Source organism: Campylobacter jejuni (genome assembly GCF_049221745.1).
Classification (GTDB): domain Bacteria; phylum Campylobacterota; class Campylobacteria; order Campylobacterales; family Campylobacteraceae; genus Campylobacter_D; species Campylobacter_D jejuni_E.
On sequence record NZ_JBMJAO010000009.1, the window covers coordinates 14,827 to 35,515 of the forward strand.

The 20,689-nt window shown below is 30.9% G+C and carries 19 protein-coding genes and 2 pseudogenes; 3 read left to right on the forward strand and 18 right to left on the reverse strand.

The genetic code is table 11. The annotated features are described in order from the left end of the window. Positions 1-6 precede the first annotated feature (6 nt). From ACOTU8_RS06945 to aspA, 15 genes and pseudogenes are all read right to left on the reverse strand, one after another. A complete protein-coding gene (locus ACOTU8_RS06945; RefSeq protein ID WP_422342302.1) occupies positions 7-843 on the reverse strand; it encodes a ParB/RepB/Spo0J family partition protein in 837 nt (278 codons plus the stop codon). A gap of 5 nt (positions 844-848) precedes the next feature. Next, the gene (locus ACOTU8_RS06950; RefSeq protein ID WP_422342303.1) at positions 849-1,634 is read right to left on the reverse strand and encodes a ParA family protein; all 786 of its coding nucleotides are present in this window, start codon (positions 1,632-1,634) and stop codon (positions 849-851) included. Further along, positions 1,631-2,284, reverse strand: a complete 654-nt coding sequence (gene birA / locus ACOTU8_RS06955) for a biotin--[acetyl-CoA-carboxylase] ligase (RefSeq protein WP_422342304.1) — start codon at positions 2,282-2,284, stop codon at positions 1,631-1,633. Before birA ends, ACOTU8_RS06950 begins: the two co-directional genes overlap by 4 nt. Next, the gene (gene fmt, locus ACOTU8_RS06960; protein WP_422342305.1) at positions 2,247-3,164 is read right to left on the reverse strand and encodes a methionyl-tRNA formyltransferase; all 918 of its coding nucleotides are present in this window, start codon (positions 3,162-3,164) and stop codon (positions 2,247-2,249) included. The genes birA and fmt overlap by 38 nt, the downstream gene beginning before the upstream one ends. A gap of 74 nt (positions 3,165-3,238) precedes the next feature. Then, positions 3,239-3,994, reverse strand: coding sequence for a glutamate 5-kinase (proB, locus tag ACOTU8_RS06965; protein WP_422342306.1), 756 nt, complete (start codon positions 3,992-3,994; stop codon positions 3,239-3,241). A gap of 133 nt (positions 3,995-4,127) precedes the next feature. Further along, the gene (obgE, locus tag ACOTU8_RS06970) at positions 4,128-5,165 is read right to left on the reverse strand and encodes a GTPase ObgE (RefSeq protein ID WP_422342307.1); all 1,038 of its coding nucleotides are present in this window, start codon (positions 5,163-5,165) and stop codon (positions 4,128-4,130) included. Between the two features lie 109 nt (positions 5,166-5,274). Then, complete coding sequence (gene rpmA, locus ACOTU8_RS06975; RefSeq protein ID WP_002800974.1) at positions 5,275-5,529, reverse strand: 50S ribosomal protein L27; 255 nt, start codon at positions 5,527-5,529, stop codon at positions 5,275-5,277. 10 nt (positions 5,530-5,539) lie between these two features. Then, on the reverse strand, positions 5,540-5,848 hold the full coding sequence (gene rplU / locus ACOTU8_RS06980; protein WP_002778820.1) for a 50S ribosomal protein L21: 309 nt from the start codon (positions 5,846-5,848) through the stop codon (positions 5,540-5,542). A gap of 159 nt (positions 5,849-6,007) precedes the next feature. Then, positions 6,008-7,210 carry a hypothetical protein gene (locus ACOTU8_RS06985; protein ID WP_422342308.1) on the reverse strand — a complete coding sequence of 401 codons (1,203 nt, stop codon included), beginning with the start codon at positions 7,208-7,210 and terminating at the stop codon, positions 6,008-6,010. 9 nt (positions 7,211-7,219) lie between these two features. Beyond that, positions 7,220-8,557: pseudogene (locus ACOTU8_RS06990) on the reverse strand (DUF6844 domain-containing protein). Positions 8,558-8,624: 67 nt separating this feature from the next. Beyond that, positions 8,625-9,248, reverse strand: a complete 624-nt coding sequence (lpoB, locus tag ACOTU8_RS06995) for a penicillin-binding protein activator LpoB (RefSeq protein WP_100611832.1) — start codon at positions 9,246-9,248, stop codon at positions 8,625-8,627. 23 nt (positions 9,249-9,271) lie between these two features. Next, positions 9,272-9,640 carry a YcfL family protein gene (locus ACOTU8_RS07000; protein WP_422342309.1) on the reverse strand — a complete coding sequence of 123 codons (369 nt, stop codon included), beginning with the start codon at positions 9,638-9,640 and terminating at the stop codon, positions 9,272-9,274. A 9-nt stretch (positions 9,641-9,649) separates the two neighbouring features. Then, the gene (locus ACOTU8_RS07005) at positions 9,650-11,011 is read right to left on the reverse strand and encodes a hypothetical protein (protein WP_422342310.1); all 1,362 of its coding nucleotides are present in this window, start codon (positions 11,009-11,011) and stop codon (positions 9,650-9,652) included. A gap of 101 nt (positions 11,012-11,112) precedes the next feature. Then, on the reverse strand, positions 11,113-12,450 hold the full coding sequence (gene dcuA, locus ACOTU8_RS07010; protein ID WP_422342311.1) for an anaerobic C4-dicarboxylate transporter: 1,338 nt from the start codon (positions 12,448-12,450) through the stop codon (positions 11,113-11,115). A 16-nt stretch (positions 12,451-12,466) separates the two neighbouring features. Then, the gene (aspA, locus tag ACOTU8_RS07015) at positions 12,467-13,873 is read right to left on the reverse strand and encodes an aspartate ammonia-lyase (protein WP_422342312.1); all 1,407 of its coding nucleotides are present in this window, start codon (positions 13,871-13,873) and stop codon (positions 12,467-12,469) included. Positions 13,874-14,143: 270 nt separating this feature from the next. Here aspA and ung point away from each other — a divergent pair, with 270 nt between their 5' ends. Together ung and ACOTU8_RS07025 are read left to right on the forward strand one after the other, a co-directional pair. Next, a complete protein-coding gene (gene ung / locus ACOTU8_RS07020) occupies positions 14,144-14,839 on the forward strand; it encodes a uracil-DNA glycosylase (RefSeq protein ID WP_422342313.1) in 696 nt (231 codons plus the stop codon). Positions 14,840-14,959: 120 nt separating this feature from the next. Continuing rightward, positions 14,960-15,602 (forward strand): annotated as a pseudogene (locus tag ACOTU8_RS07025) (aspartate/glutamate racemase family protein); the annotation flags it as partial. Positions 15,603-15,808: 206 nt separating this feature from the next. Here ACOTU8_RS07025 and cydB read toward each other — a convergent pair. From cydB to ACOTU8_RS07040, 3 genes are read right to left on the reverse strand one after another with little or no spacing between them, the layout of a single operon-like run. Then, entirely contained in the window at positions 15,809-16,933 is a 1,125-nt protein-coding gene (cydB, locus tag ACOTU8_RS07030; RefSeq protein WP_422342314.1) for a cytochrome d ubiquinol oxidase subunit II, read from the reverse strand. Then, entirely contained in the window at positions 16,933-18,495 is a 1,563-nt protein-coding gene (gene cydA, locus ACOTU8_RS07035; protein ID WP_422342315.1) for a cytochrome ubiquinol oxidase subunit I, read from the reverse strand. Before cydA ends, cydB begins: the two co-directional genes overlap by 1 nt. Further along, positions 18,496-18,729 (reverse strand): DUF4492 domain-containing protein, encoded by a 234-nt coding sequence (locus ACOTU8_RS07040; protein ID WP_422342316.1) that lies wholly within the window; start codon positions 18,727-18,729, stop codon positions 18,496-18,498. A gap of 270 nt (positions 18,730-18,999) precedes the next feature. Here ACOTU8_RS07040 and ACOTU8_RS07045 point away from each other — a divergent pair, with 270 nt between their 5' ends. Next, positions 19,000-20,682 (forward strand): L-lactate permease, encoded by a 1,683-nt coding sequence (locus ACOTU8_RS07045; protein ID WP_422342317.1) that lies wholly within the window; start codon positions 19,000-19,002, stop codon positions 20,680-20,682. Positions 20,683-20,689 lie beyond the last annotated feature (7 nt).

Genomic DNA, 20,689 nt, shown 5'->3' on the forward strand with positions numbered 1-20,689 from the left:
TTTCGGTTAAAGCTTTTCAAGCATTTTGATTAATTTTTTAATTTTATCAATATTTTCTAAATGAATTACAAAATCATTATTTTTACTTTTACAGTCAAATCCAAAGCGATTTAGTATTTGTTTTAATTTTTTTATTTCATCTTCAAATTCTTGATTAAGTAAGCTTTCATTATTTTTTATTTTTTTAACTATTTTTTCAGTATCTCTAACATTAAGTTTTTGACCTATTATGCTATCAACCAACATTTTTTCATCTTTTTGATCTAAACCAACCAAAACTTTAGCATGACCCTGAGAAATTTTTCCAGAAGCAATCAACTCTTGAGTTCTAATATCTAAATTCAGAAGTCTTAAAGTATTTGTTATTTGAGTACGAGACTTATGAATAAGTTCTGCTAAATTCTCTTGAGTAATTTTATGAACTTGCATCAAATCCTTATAAGAATTAGCAAGCTCAATAGGGTTTAAATTCTCTCTTTGTATATTTTCAATAAGAGCCAATTCTCTAAGCTTATTCTCATCAATATCAGCAATAAAAGCTAGAATTTCTTTTTTTCCTAATGCTTTCACTGCTCTTAAGCGACGTTCTCCAGCAATTAAAATAAATTTATTATTTTTTTTAAATACAATAATAGGCTGAATAAGTCCAAATTCTTTGATAGAATTAGCAAGCTCATCTAAAGCTTCTTGATCAAAATTCTTTCTTGGCTGAAATGGATTGGGTGAAATTTGATCAATTTCTATCATAGTGCTTTGATTTTTATCAAAACCCAATTCTTTACTGTAAACAGTATCCATATCACTGATTAAACTGCTTAAACCCCTATCCTTATTTAACCCCATTATAATTATCCTAATATAGAATACGCCAAATTTTGATAAGCAACAGAACCTGGCGATTTAATATCATAAAGAATTATAGGCTTTCCAAAACTTGGACTTTCTGCAAGTTTTACATTGCGAGGGATCACAATAAAATCATCTTCATTTCCATTAATAGTAAAAAGTTGTTTTTTAAAATTTTGTTTCAAATCATCTACAACATCTTTAGAAAGATTATTTTGGGAGCTATACATTGTCGGTAAAAATCCACGAACCCTGAGTTTAGAATTAATAGTTTTTTTAATAATTTTAATTGTATTTAAAACCATAGCTACACCCTCAAGTGCATAAAATTCACACTGTATAGGGATAATTACACTATCGCTTGCTGCAAAAGCATTTATAGTAATACTTCCAAGAGCGGGTGGAGAATCAATAATAATAAAATCATACTCATTAATCACTTCTTGAATTTGATTTTTAAGCAGCATTTTCTTCTCGTTATTTTCACCTTTGGCAAGCTCTTGTTCTATACCTACAAGACCTATATTTGAAGGAGCTAAATGAAGTTGTGGTAATTCTGTTTTTAAAATAATATCTGAAAGCTTTTTTCTTCCTATAAAAACATGGTAAATATTATACTCATAATTATTACGATTAAAACCAAGTCCTGTAGTCGCATTAGCTTGCGGATCAACATCAATCAAAAGTACTTTTTTTTCAGCCACAGCCAAAGAAGCGGCTAAATTTACTGCTGTTGTAGTCTTTCCTACTCCACCTTTTTGATTTGCTATTGTAATAATTTCGCTCATCTTAAACTATACACCCTTTTATCACCTAGTAAAATTGAACCATCTTCATACAAAAAAGAATTTTCAAGTGAAAAAACTTTGCCTTCGTGATGGACGCTAAATTTTCTTGATTTTTCAAATTCTAACATATACTTGCTAAAAATATTCTTCCATAAAATTTTTTTTTCTACTTTTTGTAAAAACTCATTCACCAAATCTTTAAGCGAAATTTCTATATCACATAAAGCTGTATTTTGAGGTGCAAATTTGAGATTTAAGCCTATACCTCCTATAATAAAATTTGAGATTTTAGCACTTATAACCCCTCCAGCTTTTTTATCATCTATATATAAATCGTTAGGCCATTTAAGCCAAATTTTAGAACCTTTTTCTTGTAAAACTTCTTTAAGTAAATAAGCAAAATAAATACTCACAGAAGCTAAAGGTAAATCTTTTGGCAAGTCTTCTTCTTTAATACAAAAAGAAAGATGCAAATTTCCTTTAGAGCTCTGCCAAGAATTTTCCCTACTTCCAACCCCATTTGTTTGTTCTAAAGCATAAATAGCAAAATTTCCATCAATCTTTCCATTGCGTATTTGCTTGCATAAAAAAAGATGAGTCGAGTCTATACTTTCAACACAAACTATCTTCACTTTTAAGCCTTTTTCCATTTAAATAAGTCCTACCATCAAGAGCTTTTTTTCCACTTTCTTGAAGTTTTTTAATACGCAAAACTCCTTGTTTGCAAGCAAGTAAAAAACTTTCTTTTTCTAATTCTAAAATTTCACCCATCTTAGCATTTTGTTTTAATTCGTCCACGAGTTCAAGTTCTAAGAATTTAAGTCCATTTTCCAAGAAAACTCCAGGCCAAGGGGTAAAAGCTAGATATTTTTGATAAAGTTCTCTTGCATTTTGAAAATTTACAAGCCCGTCTTCTTTTTTAATTTTTCTACAAAGTGTTGCTAAACTTTCCTCTTGTTTTTTAGGGATGATTTTATCGAAATTTAAAAGAGTAGAGAGGATGAGCTTAGCGGCCAAATTTGCTAAAAGTTCAAAAACTTCACTTGAATTTTTATCTTTTATATCACATTCTAAGCTTTCAAGCACAGCACCTGTGTCAAGCCCTTCTTCCATGAGCATGGTGCAAACTCCACTTTTTTCATCTTTATTTAAAATCGCACTTTGAATAGGGCTAGCACCACGATATTTTGGAAGTAAAGAAGCATGCAAATTCACACAAGGTGCTAAATCCAAAATGGCTTTAGGTAAAATTTTTCCATAGGCAGCAACTACAATAAAATCAGGCTTTAATTCTCGAATTTGTCCTATAATATTTTCATCTTTTAAAGAACTTGGAGTAAAAATAGGAATACTAGGATAATTTTGACTTAAAAAAGTTTTTGTATGGCTTGGAGTTAAAATTTGCTTTCTACCTACAGCTTTATCAGGCTGGGTAAAAAGTGCTACGAGTTTAAAATTTTCATTTTCTACTAGTGCTTTTAAAATACAAGTTGCGTAAGATGGAGTACCCATAAAAATAATTTTTTTCATTTTTTCGCTTTGTGTAAAATTAAAAGTTTTAATTATAACTTATTTGATTTTAAAAGAGAATTTAATAAATTATATCACTCAAACAAAGTTCCACCTATTTGTTTATTTTTAAGTAAAAAGGTTTCAACTACATTTAGATCAAACCCACTTGCTAAAAACATTTTTTTATTGTATTCAAGTAAAAATTTAGCTGCCTTAAGTTTGGTTACTATACCACCCGTTCCATGCTCGCTACCTGTTTTTATGGTTGCTTGCAGCCATTCTTCTTTAATATGAGTGATTTTTTCTAAACGCTTTGCATCACTAAATTCGCTAGGATTTTTATCGTAAAATCCATCAATATCACTTAAAATCACAAGCAAATCCGCATCAAAAAAATGCGTAACATAAGCACTTAAGCTATCATTATCACCAAAGACAATTTCTTCTATAGCTGTAGCGTCATTTTCATTGATGATAGGCAAAATTCCTAAATTTATCATCATATCGATAGCATTTTTTGCGTGTTTAGTAGCTTTTCTAGAGTCAAAATCTTTGCCTGTAAGTAAAATTTGTCCGCCTAGTTTACCAAATTTGGCTAAAAGCTCGTTATAAACACTAATTAAAAAAGGTTGTCCAATAGCAGCTAAAACTTGTTTATTAATGAGGTTTTTTCTATCAATATCTAGTTTGGTGTGTCCTACTGAAATCGCCGCTGAAGTTACTAAAATCACTTCATATTTTTCCATGAGTTTGGCTAAAAATATAACTAAATTTTTAAGACGCTCAAAACTTAAAGTGTTTTCTTCGCTAATCACATGAGATCCCACTTTGACAACTATTCTTTTCATGCTTATTCCTTGAAAAATTTTTATAATTTTAGCCAAAATTTCATATAAACAAGCTATTTAATTTTTGCTTTTTGAAAAAATAGGGAGTGTTTGAAATTTTTAATATAAAACACTTCCTAGATTGTTAAAATGTTTATTTATTATTTCTTAAAGTTTTAATTTCTTCTAAAAGCATGAATTTAAGTTCTTTAAGTCCTGTTTTTTCAAGGCTTGAGACTTTGATTAAAAAGCTTTGCGGGTTGTTTATTTCTTTGAGATAATTTTCTAACTCATTAATGTTTAAAGTAATTTGCTCAGCAAATTCTTCGCCTAAATTAACACTATCACTTTTTGAAATCATGATGCCAAATTTACGTCCAAAAAGTTCATTGGAAAATTTTTCAAGTTCTTTTCTTAGTACTATAAATTGTTCTTTTAAAGGCATTTCTCTCATAGGATCTAACACGAAAAGTAAAAAGCTCGTTCTTTCTATGTGCTTTAAAAAGGCAAGTCCTAAGCCCTTACCTCCACTTGCTCCTTCGATAATCCCTGGAATATCAGCCATAACAAAACAATTATACTCATCTACATCTACAAGTCCAAGTTTTGGAGTAAGAGTAGTAAATTCATAATTTGCAATTTCAGGTTTTGCATTTGAAACAACACTTATAAGAGTAGATTTTCCCACATTTGGAAAGCCTACAAGTCCTACATCGGCGATAAGTTTAAGTTCAAGTCTAACTAGACGACTTTCTCCTTTTATGCCAGATTGTGCGTAATCAGGACGTTGATTGGTGGCGTGTTTAAAATGAGTGTTTCCAAGTCCACCTTTTCCACCTTTTAAAAAAAGCTCTCTTTGTCCTTCTTTGGTAAGATCGAGTAAAATTTCATTAGTTTGTGCATCGATAACTTGCGTTCCTTCAGGCACTATAAGCTCTAAATTTTCGCCCTTTTTGCCATTTTTATTACGTCCCATACCACCAGCACCATTTTGTGCGCGTAATTCTCTTTTGCCTTTAAAATTTACAAGAGTGTGGGTATTATTATCGCAAATAAAGATAACATCACCTCCATTTCCACCATCTCCTCCATCAGGGCCACCAAGTGGAACATGTTTTTCACGGCGAAAACTTACAGCACCTTTGCCACCATCGCCTGAAGCTAAAGTAATTTTAACACTATCAATAAACATTTACAATTACCTTTGACTTTAAATTCATAAAGCTAAATTTGAGTAAATAAAAGAAGTTAAATTTATAAATTTAAAGTTTTCAAGACGCCAAAAAAAGCGTCTTAAAAACTTATGCAGGATATACAGAAACTTTTTTTCTATCTTTGTCTTTTCTTTCGAATTTTACAAAACCATCAATTAGAGCAAAGATAGTATGATCTTTTCCCATACCCACATTGTTACCTGCATGAGTTGCAGTTCCTCTTTGGCGGATGATGATATTTCCAGCTCTAACAAACTCGCCACCAAATTTTTTAACACCTAAACGACGACCTATAGAATCGCGGTTATTTTGAGTTGAACCTTGACCTTTCTTGTGTGCCATTCTTTACTCCTTAAGCTTTGATATCTTTTACTACAACGCGAGTAAATTGTCTTCTAAAACCGCGTTTGAGTTTAGAATCTTTTCTACGTCTTTTTTTGTAAATCACAACTTTTTTATCTTTTCCGTGATTGATCACTTCCAAAACAACCTTTGCACCTGCTACGAAAGGCGCACCTACCTTTAATTCTTTATCATTGATAGCAAGAACTTCACTTACTTCAATACTTGCTTTGCTTTCAGCTTCAAAGTGATCTAGTTTTAGCTCATCGCCAACACTTACTTTGTATTGCTTTCCGCTGTGTTTGATAATAGCATACATTGCTTTTCCTTATAAATTGGTAGTACCATAAAGCACCGCAATAACGGATTTAAAAGCTTTAGTGGTTTAATAAAATTTCGATTTTACAGAATTTTTCTTTAATTTTTGATGAATTTTAAGAAAGAGTTTAGAGTTTGGGAAAAATCAAACTCTAAAAATTTAAAAGCCTAGATTTACTCCACCACCTTCTTCGGTTTGGTAATTCGCATCACGACCTATAGTGTAACCATTTCCACTACCAGTATCGCTTAAATGTCTGCAAATATCGCCTACTTTTACACTACCTTCTGTGATTTTTGCATAAGAAAGTTTAGGGCTTGTGCGAGTGATTTCAATACTTCCTGTTTTGCTTTCTACTCTTCCTGTATTTTCTTTTGTATAAGTATCTTTTATAACCTTCCCAAGAGCAAAACATTCATAAACATCACCTTGATTTAGGGTTTGTGAAAATACTACCTCATTGTTTTCAACGCTCGCAACTTTCAAAGGATAAATTGCATTTAAAATATCTCCTGCAATACGATTTGCAATTTGTTTGAGTGCGGTTTCATTGGCACTAAGACTATTATCTTTAAGGTTTACTTTCATGCTTAAAGTATTAGAAAATTTAATTTGTCTTGTAGCAAATAAAAGCACACGATAATCTACGATAACTTCCACTTCTGTTTTAGTTTTTCCTGTTAAATTGCTTGTTTTTTGTTTGCCTTCAAGTCCTGAAATAGAAAACAATAAAATATAATCTGTTGCTAACACATTTTTAAGTTTATAAACTTCATTACTAGCTGCATCACCACTTTTGATTAAGGCTTTTTCCATTTCATAATAGCCACTAGAATCACGATCTAAAACATTAAATTTACGGCTTTGCAATAAATCAGAAATGATTTTTTGTTGCAAAGCTGAGCCTATGCCTCGTTTTGCAGGATCTGGAGTAGAATCAAAAACAGTGATACTTCTTCTATTATCTGCACTTAAACCTGGAGTTTTATACTTTTTTGTTGTTGTGGTTTTAAAAATCGTTACATTGGCTGTATATTTACCATTTGCATCTTGTTCAACGCTATTAATTTCATAAGTATCGGCTCTACCTTTGGTAGCTTTTGAAATTTGTTCGCTGTAATTATCTTGTATGTTTGAACCTGAATTATCAGTTGAAACACTAGTATTAGATTTCTTAAGAGAATTAATACTTACGCCGCTCATTTTTCCTATAGCTTCTATAATAGCATTGTTTATCGCATCTTCTCTAGTTAAGCCTGTGCCTTCGCCTGTACTTGATTTTGTTGAAGTTGTGGTTATAACTTTAGCATTAAGACTTAGGCTTAAAAATAAACCTAAAAAAAGAATTTTAATTATTTTCATCTTTTACCTTTAAAAATCATCCATGCTATTTACAACATTAGAGCTTCTTTGTATGTTAGAAGATTTTTTAGCTTTATTTTTTGTTGTATTTGACTTTGAATTTAAAGTCTCATTTGTGTTAGCTAAATTTTCATAAGAATAAAATCTTACAACCCCTACATGTTCAATACCATTTTCACTTGTATAGCTCCATTTTTTAAGAGTGCGAATACCACGAATTTTACCACTTGAACTTGCTTTTACTTTACTATTTACTTTGTCAATAATATTTGTTATGTTTTGAGTTTGCTCTTGAGTAGAATTATCATTAACATTGATACTTTGTTTGATGATTTCCTCATAAGTATCACCAGTTGTTCTTTCATCTTTAAGGCTTAAATTTGTGTTAATAAACTCTATAATAGCAGCATCAGCCATAGTAAGTGCTGTTTCTTTGGCCTTATCTTCTAAAATATTTGTTTTTTTAGCATTGCTAGGATCTGCTACATAACCCCAGTTTCCATAACTTAAAATAATAGGTGCGCCATTTTCATCATAAACTAAACGAATTCCATATTCATTTAAAAAACCTTTTGCATCTTTTGGCAGATACTCACTTATTGCCTTGCCTTTACCCTTAATAGCACTCTGTCTTGCTAGTGCCATATCTTTTGCTAATTGGCGAGTTTTATTGGAAATAACAGCAATAACACCTACATCATACTCACCTCTTCTTTGTGTAACTATAGTTTGCATAGGAACAAGTCCACTCATAGAACCTATGGCATTTGTCATAGTTTTATTAAGAAATTCTTGCTTTAATAAAGTCTTTTTTCTGTCTTCACTTAAAGAATTTGTGTCTACACCTAAATCTTTTAATGCCTTATCAAGCTGAGCACCAGCTAATTGTGTAAGTTTATTTAAAATTTGATCAACCTTATCACCTTTTGGCAATTCATCAAATTCCTTAGCATTGGTAGAATTATCTGCTTCATAATTTTGAATCCTGCTTGTAGCAATTCTTCCAAAAGCATCTCTTATAAATTCGCTTTGCAAATTTAACATTGCTTTTTGATAAGCATTTTATAAAGCTTGTGCAAATTGTGGATCAGTATCATTTACAGCAACAGTACTTTTTCCTGTATAAAAAGTTTTTCCATCCTTGGTTATACCATATTCTATACCGAAATTATCCGCAAATTCTTCAAAAAAATCTTCGATTGATTTTGGGGTAATATCCTTAGTACTTGCGTCAGACATTTCATTTTGAGTATTTATATCTTGTTGTGTAATTTCTACAGGCTGAGAACCCTGTCCATAAAGTAAACTCGCCATAACTAAAGAGCTGATAAATAATATTTTTTTCATTTCATATCCTTTTAAAAACCATAAAAAAACCCAAGCTAAACACTTGAGCTGAAATTTTATTTTTATTTTACCAAGTAACTGATTTACTAGAACCGGTTTTATCAATAGTTTGCTCATCTTCCCAATAAACTAAACCTGATGTTAAATCAGTAAGTCTTAGTAAGAAAAAGTATTCTACTTGAGTTTTACCATTGCTAAGTTTTACATTATCTTGTCTTATTTTACCCGCAAGAGAAAAATCAGGCGATACCAATGTACCCTTTTTTGCTATGGTTTTTTGATTAAATTCATCATTATCTCTTAATTCTCTTACATCTTCACTCATGCTATCAAGTGCTCCGCCTGCAGCAACTGCTGAAGTTAGAACAAATTTACCTGATTTTCTTAATGCAGAAGTGATTTTTGCGGTGAGTTTTTCAGTATCGATTCTTTGTGGGGTGTCATTTACAACTCTACCAATAGCAATAACCTTTCTTGTACCTGGTTTAATATTTGCAAAAGCAGGATCGCTTAACATACTATTTATCATAGTTTCAGCTGCACTTTCAAAATCTTGCCTATCAAGACCCAAGGTTAAAGCATCGCCTTTTTTTACCTGACTTGCCTTTCCATCTGTATAAGCTGTTTGCACACAACCACTAAAAAGCAAAGCTCCAATAAGAGCTGTTCCTAAAATTTTTGTTTTTTTCATGATTTACCTTTCCTAAAATGAGATTAATTTTTTGCTTTAATTTCTAATCTAAAATCCTTCGCTCTTATATCAGATGCAAGTTTACGAAGAATCACCTCTTGTCCTGCTGGAATTCTAAGGACTTGATAGTCCTCATTTAAAACATCTCTTAGCACAAAACCATCTTTATCTAACCAATCCACTTTATAAATTACATCTTTAGCAAAAGTACTGCGTAAAATCACTTCAAATTCTAAATAACCATTGCTATTTATACGCTTTTGAAATTGTTTTACTAAACTTTTTGGTAAATTTGAACCTAAAATTACAGTATTTTGATTTGAATTTATTTGATAACTTGGTGCACAAGCACTAAGTAAAAACATTAAAATAAATAAAATAATTTTTTTCATCTTTTAGCTTTATTTTTCCATGATAGCAACGCTTGTAGGTAAATACGGAGCAAAAGAACGCACTATTACAAGAGCATTTTTATTTTTATCTAATGATTTTTGAAACAAAATATTGCCTTGCGGATCTTTAATTTCTAAATTTCCGTCGTTTTCTATTGTTGCTATAGCAATACTTTTTGGTAAACCTCTCCAAGAACGCACATCAGCTTTGTTGGTTGCAGCAGTTGCTACTGCCGTTGCAAGACTTAGCCATCCACCTGTAGAGTCATTATTTGCAACAGCTACATTTAAACTGGTTTTAACTATAGTTTGAGCTAAGGCTTTAGCAATCATTGCAGGCATATTTATTTTAAATTCAGTAGCGACAATATTGTCTAAATCTACAAAATCATTTGTATTTTGACCATTTATATTTAAATTTGCAAAAGAAGCTTCCTTTTTTTTCAAGGTTTGTAAAGCAATATTTGTGCTAATAATTTTTTTATCGACTATAAAAGGTAAGGTTAAAGCAAATTCATCCTTAACTACGCCAAATCCATTTTCATAAACTACAAAAACATATTTTTTAGTTTTTTTGACTTTTATTTTTGTGGCATATTCTTTAAAAATTTTAGCCTCTTTTTTGATAGTTTTATTTTTTGGATAAATAATAGCTACTTCTCTAAATAAATCTGCAGCTTTTCTATAGTCTTTATCCATAAAGAAAAATATCGAAGCAAGATAAGTCGCATAAGGATTTATAAAATTTTTTGTTGTATCAAATTCTTTAAATAAGTTATCATATTGCGCTTCTATAAATTTTGAATTTTCATTCATATTTTTATCATAATTTTTATCTTCTTTTGCTTTATCTAAATCAGCACGATTTTTTTCAATTTCTTTAACAAAATATTCTTTTGCCTTATCTTGACGCATCAAAGCACGATTAAACTCAACTCTTGCATTTTCATAATCATCTTCTTCCATATAGTTTAGAGCTTTATATATATTAACCATAATTCTTTCATATAAAGAACCATCATAATCTACTATATTATCATTAAGCAAGGTTGTACCAACAAATTTAGCTGCTTTAGAGCCTACATTTTCTAAATCCACATCATATTTATAAGATTCTTCTGCAGCATCAAAAAATACATTACTTTTATTAAAATCACCACAATTTCTAGCAATCAAACCTGCATTCAATCCTGTATAAATGACATCATCATTTTTTTTAATTTTTTCTAAATTTTGATTGAAAAAATCATCACCACAATATTTTTGCGTTAAAGCATTTTCAAATGTTGTATTTTGTTTAACCTGATTAACACAAGCTGTTAAAAAAAAGCAAACAATACCTGAAAAAATCAACCCAACTTTTATCTTCATTAAATTCCTTTCTTAAAAAAAATTAAAAAATAGATATTATAGCGTAGTATATACTTAAAAACTAATGAAAAAACCCTAGGAGGGAAAACCTAGGGTTTGATTTAAATAAGCATAGGAGCTAATACAAAGCCTAATGCTACAGCAATTGCAATAGCTAAAACTCCTGGTATAAAGAAAGAGTGGTTAAATATAAATTTACCAATTCTAGTCGTTCCTGTATCATCCATTTGCACAGCACCAAGTAAGGTCGGGTAAGTTGGAAGCACAAAAAGTGCTGAAACTGCTGCAAAACAAGCCACAAGCATATAAGAATCATGCGGATTTGCTGCTGAAATTCCTAAAGCGGTGATAATTACAGGTACAATAGCCTTTGCGGTTGCTGCTTGAGAATACAAAAGCATACTTGCAAAGAAAAATGCAACTGCCAACATAGCAGGGGTTTGTTTAACCCAGTCACCTGCTACTTCTTTAATAGAAGCTTCGTGTCCTGCAACAAAAGTATTTCCAAGCCATGCTACACCAAAAACACAAACACAAGCAGTCATACCGCTTTTAAATACACTAGTATCAAGAATTTTACCTGGTTCAACTTTACAAAGCCAAGTGATCAAAGTTGCTGCAGTAAGTAAAAAGCTCATTATAGCTGCATCTCTTGGAACCACAACAGGATCAATCCATTTAATATTGCTTGAAATTGCGGTTGCATAAAGCACAACTGCCAAAACAGTGATCAAGAAAATTCCTACAGAAAGTTTAGCACCTGGTTTATCTTCTCCATTTAAAATAGCTCCTGCATCTTTTACAAGTCCTGCTTTTAAGCGTTCTTGATAAACGCTATCTTTGCTTAAATCCATAGGAGTGATTAAACTCACTATAAAAGCTGCAAGCATACAAGCTATAAAAGTTGTACTGATCCAAATTCCAATTAAAGTTGGATAATTCCATCCAAGTGGCTCTAAAATTCCACTCATATAAACCACAGCTGCACTCACAGGAGAAGCAGTGATTCCAATTTGCGAAGAAACAACCATTAACGAAAGTGGAACACTAGGTTTTATGTTTTGAGATTTTGCAACATCGACTACAACAGGCATTAAAGAAAATACTGCATTTCCTGTTCCTGCTAAGATTGTAAGCAACCACCCACAAGCTGGAGCTAAATAATTTATAAATTTTGGACTTGATCTTAAAATTTTTTCTGTTACTCTAACCATATAATCAAGCCCACCAGCTTGTTGCATAGCAGAAATTGCTGCAATAGCCGCAGCAATGATTAAAATGACATCCCAAGGAATATTACCAGGTTTCATACCTAAAACAAGTCCTAGTATAACTACACCTAATCCTCCAGTATAACCTATAGCAATACCGCCTAGGCGAATACCGATAAAAATCGCCCCAAGAAGGACGATTACTTGCAAAATTATCATTACATCCATATTAAATCCTAAAATGCTATTTTTTAGCTTCCATATGAGGATTTAGCATATTTGATGGAGTTAAAATTTCATCAATCTGTTCCTTGCTTAAAAGTCCTCTTTCAAGTACAATATCAGCTACTCTTTTTCCAGTGTTCATTGCCTCTTTAGCTATAGAAGCTGAATTTTCATAGCCAATATAAGGATTTAAAGCTGTTACTATACCTACTGAATTATAGACAAAGTCTGAACAAATTTTTTCATTTGCAGTAATACCATCTATACATTTATCAGCTAAAGTATACATTGCTTTTTCTAGCATTACAATAGAATTAAATAAACTATACGCTGCAACTGGTTCAAAAACATTAAGTTGCAATTGTCCACCCTCACAAGCAAAAGTTACAGTTACATCTGCTCCAATAACAAAATAACAAACTTGATTAACTACTTCAGGAATAACAGGGTTTACCTTACCCGGCATGATAGAACTACCTGGTTGCATTTTTGGAAGATTAATCTCATTAAGACCACATTTTGGACCACTGCTTAAAAGTCTTAAGTCATTACATACTTTAGAAAGTTTTGTTGCAACACGTTTTAAAACACCTGAAATTTGCACATAAGATCCTGTGTCTTGAGTCGCCTCGATCAAATCCTCAGCCACAGTGTATTCAAAACCTGTCACTTCTCTTATTTTTCTTTCTACAACCTTCGGATAATCAGGATGAGAATTAATTCCCGTTCCAATAGCAGTTCCGCCCAAATTGATCTCTAAAATCAATTTTCTAGCTTCTAATACTCGTTGTATATCTTCACCTATCATTACGGCAAAAGTTTTAAATTCACGACCTAAAGTCATAGGTACAGCATCTTGCAGTTGGGTTCTACCCATTTTGAGAACATCTTTAAATTCTTCAGCTTTTCTCTCATAAGCTTTTTTTAGATGTTCCATAGCTTTTGCTAAATCACTTAAATAATCATGCAAAGCAAGGTGTAAAGCTGTAGGATAAGCATCATTAGTACTTTGACTTAAATTAACATGATCATTTGGATGAAGATATTGGTATTCACCTTTTTTATGACCCATAAGTTCAAGTCCTATGTTTGCTATAACTTCATTGGCATTCATATTTGTACTTGTTCCAGCACCTCCTTGGATCATATCTACTACAAATTGATCATAATACCCGCCTTCTAAAATTTTATCACAAGCTTTAATGATTGCATCTTGGATATTTTTATCCAAAAGACCTAATTCATGATTTGCCATAGCTGCAGCTTTTTTTACTCTAACCAAAGCTCTAACAAAGCGAGGAAAATCTTTTAATCTATCATGAGAAATATCAAAATTTTCAACAGCTCTAAAAGTTTGCACTCCATAATAAACCTCATCAGAGATTTCTAATTCCCCAATAAAATCATGTTCTTTTCTTGTTCCCATTTTGAACCTTTCATAAAAGTATTTTAATTTAAAATCAAAAATTTTTGATTTAAATCATAAAATAATAATATTGCATTTTTAGTTAATAATTGGTTAATAAGCAAACTACTTTCAAATACAATAAATTAAGTATTTTTATATCCTATTATATTTTTATATTTAATTTTTATTAATATAAAAAAATTTTATTTACTTCAAAAAAATTAATATATTTTTGCAAGCTTTTTTGTTAGAATAAAATTTTTAATAACTTAAATAATTAGGGATAATATGGAAGAAATTACAATAAACATAGATAAGATTAAAATAAACAATGATTGGAAAGAATTTTTAAGAGATGAATTTCAAAAAGAATATTTTTTAGAACTTAAAAAACGATATATAAATGCAATCAATCAACATATTACCATTTATCCACCTGCAAATTTAACCTTTAATGCTTTTAACTTGTGTCCTTTAAAAGAAATTAAAATTATTATCCTAGGACAGGATCCTTACCATCAACCAAACCAAGCAATGGGACTTAGTTTCTCAGTTCCTAAAGGCATTAAAATCCCACCAAGTCTCAATAATATTTTTAAAGAACTGCAAGATGATTTAAATATTACACCATCAACAAGCGGGGATTTAAGCTCTTGGGCAAGACAAGGTATTTTACTTTTAAACTCTATTCTTAGCGTTGAAGCAAATAAAGCAGCTAGTCATAGTTCGTGGGGTTGGCAAGAATTTAGCGATGCTGTGATACATAAATTAAGCAATGAAAAGTCAGGGCTTGTCTTTATGCTTTGGGGAAATTACGCAAAAAGTAAGGAGATTTTGATTGATAATACCAAGCATTTGATTTTAAAAGCAGCCCACCCAAGCCCTTTAGCTAGAACAGGATTTTTAGGTTGTAAGCATTTTTCAAAGGCTAATGAATTTTTAAAAAAAGTTGGTAAAATTTCTATAGATTGGAAAATAGTTTAAAAAATTATTTTAAATTTTAAAAAATATTAAAATATATTTATTTAAAAATAAATCGTATTTCTATGAAATTAAAACAACTCAAAAATTAATTTTTAAGAAAAAAATGAAAACCATTGGTTATTGAGTTTTGAAAGCACTATTACTTATTTATAAAACAATAAATCAAGTTATAAATGATAAATTAAAATCTTTAAATTCTGCAAAAATTTTACTTTACAGTGTTAATTTTGAAGAAATAGAAAATTTACAAAGACAAGATAAATGGCGAGAAGCTATACAAATTTTAAGTTAGTATGCTAAAAAATTAGAACTTGTAGGGGCTAGTTTTATAATAATTGCAACTAATACTATGCATAAGGTTTTTGATGAAATTCAACAAAACATAAATATCCCTATTTGCATATTGCAAAAAGTTCTGCTAAGGCTTTAAAACAAGAAAACATTGGTTTATTGGGCACTAAATACACAATGACTCAGGATTTTTATAAAAAAATGCTGATTGAAGAAAATATTAGCGTTATTATTCCTAGGCGATGAAGATATAAAAATCGTTAATGATATTATTTTTAATGAGCTTTGCAAGGGTGAAATCAAGCAAAATTCTAAAGAAAAATATTTAAATATTATAAAAAACTACAAGAAAAAGGGGTAAAGGGAGTGCTTTTAGCTTGCACTGAAATTGGTTTATTAATATCCAAAAATTACAAATATCAAAATTTTTGACACAAGCCTTATTCACGCCCTTGATACTGCTAATGAAGCTAAAAGATTTATGATTAAAAGATGCCCAAAAATGGGCAAATTGCAATATTTTGAAAAGATTTATACTTATATCGGTTTAAATCTTATCTTGCTTTATAGTTTGCTATCTTTTTCTAATTGATTGATATTTAGCATGATAAATTTATAACTTAGATAAATTACTAAAGGCCAAGCCAATAAAAACAAAGCATGCAACATTTTTTCTCCTTAATATGCGTGATCATCGTTTGCGATTTCTTCGCGTGTGATTTTTACTTTATCCATTGCATTCCAAACATAGATAATATAAGCTAAAACAAAAGGTACAAGTAAAGATACATAAGCCATAACACTTAGAGTATAATAGCTTGAACTTGCATTTTTTAAAGTTAAAGAACTTTGTAAATCACTTAAAGATGGGTAAAAAGCACTTTGACCTAAACCAATACTTGATAATAAAGCAAAAACTGTTAAAACCGTTCCAAGTCCTAGAGTGAAAATAGCCTTAGAACAACCTTTTGATCCTTGAACCATACCTAAAAGCACTAAAATTACACCGATAACAAGCGAGATAGCAAAAATCGTTTGATTTAAAAAATTATATAAATACAAATTCGCACTCATGCTTACAACTCCATTGGCATCTACACTAAAACCATCTTTTAAGAAAATCCATGCTAAAAAACCTAAGAAAAAAGGTAAAAATAAAATACTATTAATCATAAGCTTTTTCATAGCTTTTATTTTGATATTCTCATCATTGATATTGTTCATAAAATACGCTGCACCTAAAAGTCTTGCTAAAAATACCAAAGAAAAAGCTAAAAGATAATTAAAAGGATTAAGTAAAAGTTCTAAGCCATGCAAAGGATTTTGCCAAGAAACAAAATTATGCTCATTCAAAACAAATTCTGAACCACTAAAAAAACTGCTTAGTGCAATACCGATTAAAAATACACCCAAATAACCATTAATTTTAAGAAAAATTTCATAAGTTTTAGAGCCATAAACATTATTTTCTTTTTTACGATATTCATAAGACACAGCTTGCAAAATAAAACAAAATAAAATACAAAGCCAAGCCCAATAAGCTCCACCAAAACTTGTACTATAAAAAAGCGGAAAAGCTGCAAAAGCTGCTCCGCCAAAAAGTACGAGAGTTGTGAAACCAAGCTCCCATTTACGCCCTAAAGAATTGACTAGCATGGTTTTTTCAAGCTTATCCTTGCTAAGCTCATCGATTAAAGTTTGTCCACCTTGTACAAAAAACATAAAAACCAAAAGTCCACCAAGCAAACTTAATACTAACCACCAATAAATTTGCAAACCTTCAAGCTCTAAACCAAAAAACATTATTTTTCTCCTTTACCCATAAGTGGGGCATGTCCTGCATGTGCGTCAAAGCCTTTTTTAATCTGTGTGAGTATGATTTTAATTTCTGCAATCAATAAAGCTGTAAAAAGTGCTGCAAAAATCCAGAACGAAATTTGAACATTGATTTTTCCAAGTTGTGTTGCGGCTATATGCACAGGAAGTAGATCTTGGATTACCCAAGGCTGTCTACCCACTTCAGCAACTATCCAACCTGCTTCAGCGGCGATATAACCCAATGGAATGGATAATAAACACACCCAAAGCACTTTTCTAAATTTCTCAATATCATTTGCCATAGTAAGATAAAGTGTAACGATAAAAAGTAAAAAGAAAAAACTTCCTAAAGCAACCATGATATGAAAGCTATAAAAAGTTAAGGCCACAGGCGGAATAGTATCGCTTGGTTTTTCTAGATATCCATAACCAAAATCTTTAAAATAAGTTTTTAAAATGGATTTGTGATTTGCCATAGCTATTCTATCATTGTTTTCTTTAGCAAGTTTATAGTCCTTTAGAGCTTGTATAGCGATTTTTCCTCTATCGATACGATTTTGCATAGGTTCTATACCTTTGCCTTCATTTCCATAGATTAAATCTTCAATTCCCGGAACAAAAGAATTTGGATCACGGTTTCCTAATATAGAAAGAGCGTAAGGTATAGTAATGTCAAATAAAAACACACTTTCGTTATTGTCTATGGTTTTTTTAGGGTTTAAAATTCCAAAAGGTACAAGTCCTGCACGATGTTCGCCTTGATAAACCCCTTCCATAGCTGCAAGTTTCATAGGTTGAGTTTGAGTTACACGGTAAGCACTTTCATCTCCGCTGAAAAACAAAAAGATTGAACAAACCAAACCAAAACTAGCTCCTACAACTAAGCTTTTTTTAGCCTCGATAATATGGCGTCTCTTTAACATAAACCAAGCTGAAATTCCCATTACAAATAAAGCTGAAATCACATAACCGCTACCTATGGTATGTAAAAATTTTGAAATAGCCACAGGAGAAAGCGCTACTTCAAAAAAGCCTTGCATTTCATTTCTTGCTGTATCAGGGTTAAAGCTCATTCCTACAGGATATTGCATCCAACTATTTGCCACTAAAATCCAAAAAGCAGAAAGATTGCTTCCTATAGCCACACACCAAGTTGAAAGTAAGTGAAAACCCTTGCTTACTTTATCCCAGCCAAAAAACATAACTGCAAAAAAAGTAGCCTCTAAGAAAAATGCCATAATACCTTCAACCGCCAAAGGTGCGCCAAAAATATCACCCACAAACCAGCTATAATTTGCCCAGTTTGTTCCAAATTCAAATTCCATTATAATACCTGTAGCTACACCGATAGCAAAATTTATAGCAAATAATGAAAGCCAAAATTTGGTGATTTTTTTCCATCTTTCATTTTTAGTTTTTACATAGATGGTTTCCATGATAGCAATCATAAAAGACAAGCCCAAGGTTAAAGGCACAAACAAAAAATGATAAAGTGCAGTTAAGGCAAACTGCGCTCTTGACCAATCAACGCTACTAAGTTCGTTCATTTATTTTCCTTCGAGTGTAAGATTTTTGAGTACAAAAGTGCTTTTTTCTTTGTCGCTTTTAAAAATAGAATTAAAATTTACATCAAAAACAAAAAGTTTTAAAATCACAAACATAACAAAAAGTTTGATAAAGATAATTTTCCAAAGGATCTTTCCAAGAGTTAAATTTTTAAAACCCTCTTTGTAAAAATTAAAAATTTGAGAGATGCTAAAATATAAGTGTTTAAGATACATGTAAATTCTACCTTTAAAAACAACAAAATAAAACATTTTTAAAAAGCGGAGAATTATAATGAAATTTTATGTTATTATTTTCTTAAAAATTTAACATACACAATCAAGGTTTTTAATGCAAAAATTATAGTTTTTATTTTATCATGATATTACTAAAAATATACAAAATAATTAATAATAATATAATTTAATTTACTCTATAATTTTTTTATTTTTGAATTTAATTTTTTGTTACAATAAATTTATACATAAATTATTAAGGAGAAAAAATTGGAGCAAATTTTAACATGGCAACAAGCATATGACCCATTTTCAAATATTTGGCTTAGTGCTTTAGTGGCATTTTTACCTATACTGTGTTTTTTAGTTTGTTTAGTTGTTTTAAAACTTAAAGGTTATCAAGCAGGATTTTTAACCGTCATACTTGCTACTTTAGTAGCTTTATTCGCTTATAAAATGCCTTGGAATTTGGTTGGCGCAAGTTTTATTCAAGGTTTTACAAATGGTATGTGGCCTATAGCTTGGATCATTATAGCAGCAATCTTTCTTTATAAACTTTCTATTAAATCAGGCTCTTTTGAAATCATTAAACAAAGTATGATAAGTATCACTCCTGATCATAGAATTCAAGTTATTTTAATAGGCTTTTGTTTTGGTTCTTTTTTAGAAGGAGCAATTGGCTTTGGTGGTCCTATTGCCATTACAGCTGCACTTTTGGTAGGTCTTGGTTTTAAACCTTTGCAAGCAGCTGGACTTTGTTTGATAGCAAATACTGCTCCGGTTGCTTTTGGAGCAGTAGGGATACCAGTAACTGCTATGTGTGATCTTTTAGGAATTCAAGGTGGGGCTGTTTCTGCTATGATAGGGCGTATGCTTGTGCCACTTTCTTTTATAGTTCCATTTTTTGTGGTTTTTTTAATGGATGGATTTAAAGGCATCAAGGAAACTTTTGCGCCAGTTTTTGTAGCATCAATTAGTTTTACTTTAACTCAATTTTTAAGTTCTAATTATTTAGGTGCTGAACTTCCAAGTATTATTTCAGCTGTTGTTTCTCTTGCCTTTACTATAGTTTTTCTAAAATTTTATAAGGTTAAAAATATTTATCGTGTAGATGGAAAAACAGAATTTAAAAATGAATTAAATTTAAATACTAGTTTAATACTTAAGGCTTGGACTCCTTTTATTCTTCTTATTGTGTGTATAATTTTTTGGACTCAGCCATTTTTTAAAGAACTTTTTGCAAAAGATGGAATTTTAGCTTTTACAAGTATTAGTTTAACTTTTAACAATATAAGCGAAAGTATTTTAAGTCCATCAATAGTAGATAACACAGTATTAAAACCTATAAGTCTAGGACTTAGAATAGACTTAATTAATGGAAAAAGTGTTGCTCAAGCTGGAACAGCTATACTTTTTGCAGCTTTTTTAACTATAGCTATACTAAAAATTAAAGCAAATGATGCTATTGAATGTTTTAGTGCAACTTTAAAAGAAATGGCTATACCTTGTCTTACTATAGGTCTTGTCGTGGCTTTTGCTTTTATTTCTAAAAATAGTGGTATGAGCTCAACCTTAGGGCTTGCTTTTGCACACACAGGCGATGCTTTTTCTTTCTTTTCTCCTATTATCGGATGGATAGGAGTTTTTCTAACAGGATCAGATACTAGTGCAAATTTGCTTTTTGGAGCTTTGCAGCAAATTAGCGCTCAAAAGCTAGGCATTAATGAAGCTTTATTTTTAGCAGCTAACTCAGTAGGCGGAGTTGTAGGAAAAATGATCAGTCCGCAAAGTATAGCTGTTGCTTGTGCTGCTGTAGGACTTGTGGGAAGAGAATCTGAACTTTTCAAATTTACTCTTAAGTATTCTATAGTTTTTGTTGTTTTGGTAGGAATTTGGACTTGCATTATAGCTTTTTATTTGCAAGGAATCATTCCTGAGGTTATAATGAAATAATTATTTT

What these genes read in the sequence shown, in the direction of transcription:
- ACOTU8_RS06985 (WP_422342308.1), bottom strand. Translation starts at nt 7,210, where the DNA reads ATGAAAATAATTAAAATTCTTTTTTTAGGTTTATTTTTAAGCCTAAGT.
- aspA (WP_422342312.1), bottom strand. Translation starts at nt 13,873, where the DNA reads ATGGGAACAAGAAAAGAACATGATTTTATTGGGGAATTAGAAATCTCT.
- ACOTU8_RS06950 (WP_422342303.1), bottom strand. Translation starts at nt 1,634, where the DNA reads ATGAGCGAAATTATTACAATAGCAAATCAAAAAGGTGGAGTAGGAAAG.
- ACOTU8_RS06945 (WP_422342302.1), bottom strand. Translation starts at nt 843, where the DNA reads ATGGGGTTAAATAAGGATAGGGGTTTAAGCAGTTTAATCAGTGATATG.
- lpoB (WP_100611832.1), bottom strand. Translation starts at nt 9,248, where the DNA reads ATGAAAAAAACAAAAATTTTAGGAACAGCTCTTATTGGAGCTTTGCTT.
- ACOTU8_RS07000 (WP_422342309.1), bottom strand. Translation starts at nt 9,640, where the DNA reads ATGAAAAAAATTATTTTATTTATTTTAATGTTTTTACTTAGTGCTTGT.
- cydB (WP_422342314.1), bottom strand. Translation starts at nt 16,933, where the DNA reads ATGTTTTTTGGTTTAGAGCTTGAAGGTTTGCAAATTTATTGGTGGTTA.
- ACOTU8_RS07040 (WP_422342316.1), bottom strand. Translation starts at nt 18,729, where the DNA reads ATGTATCTTAAACACTTATATTTTAGCATCTCTCAAATTTTTAATTTT.
- dcuA (WP_422342311.1), bottom strand. Translation starts at nt 12,450, where the DNA reads ATGGATGTAATGATAATTTTGCAAGTAATCGTCCTTCTTGGGGCGATT.
- ACOTU8_RS07005 (WP_422342310.1), bottom strand. Translation starts at nt 11,011, where the DNA reads ATGAAGATAAAAGTTGGGTTGATTTTTTCAGGTATTGTTTGCTTTTTT.
- cydA (WP_422342315.1), bottom strand. Translation starts at nt 18,495, where the DNA reads ATGAACGAACTTAGTAGCGTTGATTGGTCAAGAGCGCAGTTTGCCTTA.
- proB (WP_422342306.1), bottom strand. Translation starts at nt 3,994, where the DNA reads ATGAAAAGAATAGTTGTCAAAGTGGGATCTCATGTGATTAGCGAAGAA.
- obgE (WP_422342307.1), bottom strand. Translation starts at nt 5,165, where the DNA reads ATGTTTATTGATAGTGTTAAAATTACTTTAGCTTCAGGCGATGGTGGC.
- rpmA (WP_002800974.1), bottom strand. Translation starts at nt 5,529, where the DNA reads ATGGCACACAAGAAAGGTCAAGGTTCAACTCAAAATAACCGCGATTCT.
- birA (WP_422342304.1), bottom strand. Translation starts at nt 2,284, where the DNA reads ATGGAAAAAGGCTTAAAAGTGAAGATAGTTTGTGTTGAAAGTATAGAC.
- fmt (WP_422342305.1), bottom strand. Translation starts at nt 3,164, where the DNA reads ATGAAAAAAATTATTTTTATGGGTACTCCATCTTACGCAACTTGTATT.
- rplU (WP_002778820.1), bottom strand. Translation starts at nt 5,848, where the DNA reads ATGTATGCTATTATCAAACACAGCGGAAAGCAATACAAAGTAAGTGTT.
- ung (WP_422342313.1), top strand. Translation starts at nt 14,144, where the DNA reads ATGGAAGAAATTACAATAAACATAGATAAGATTAAAATAAACAATGAT.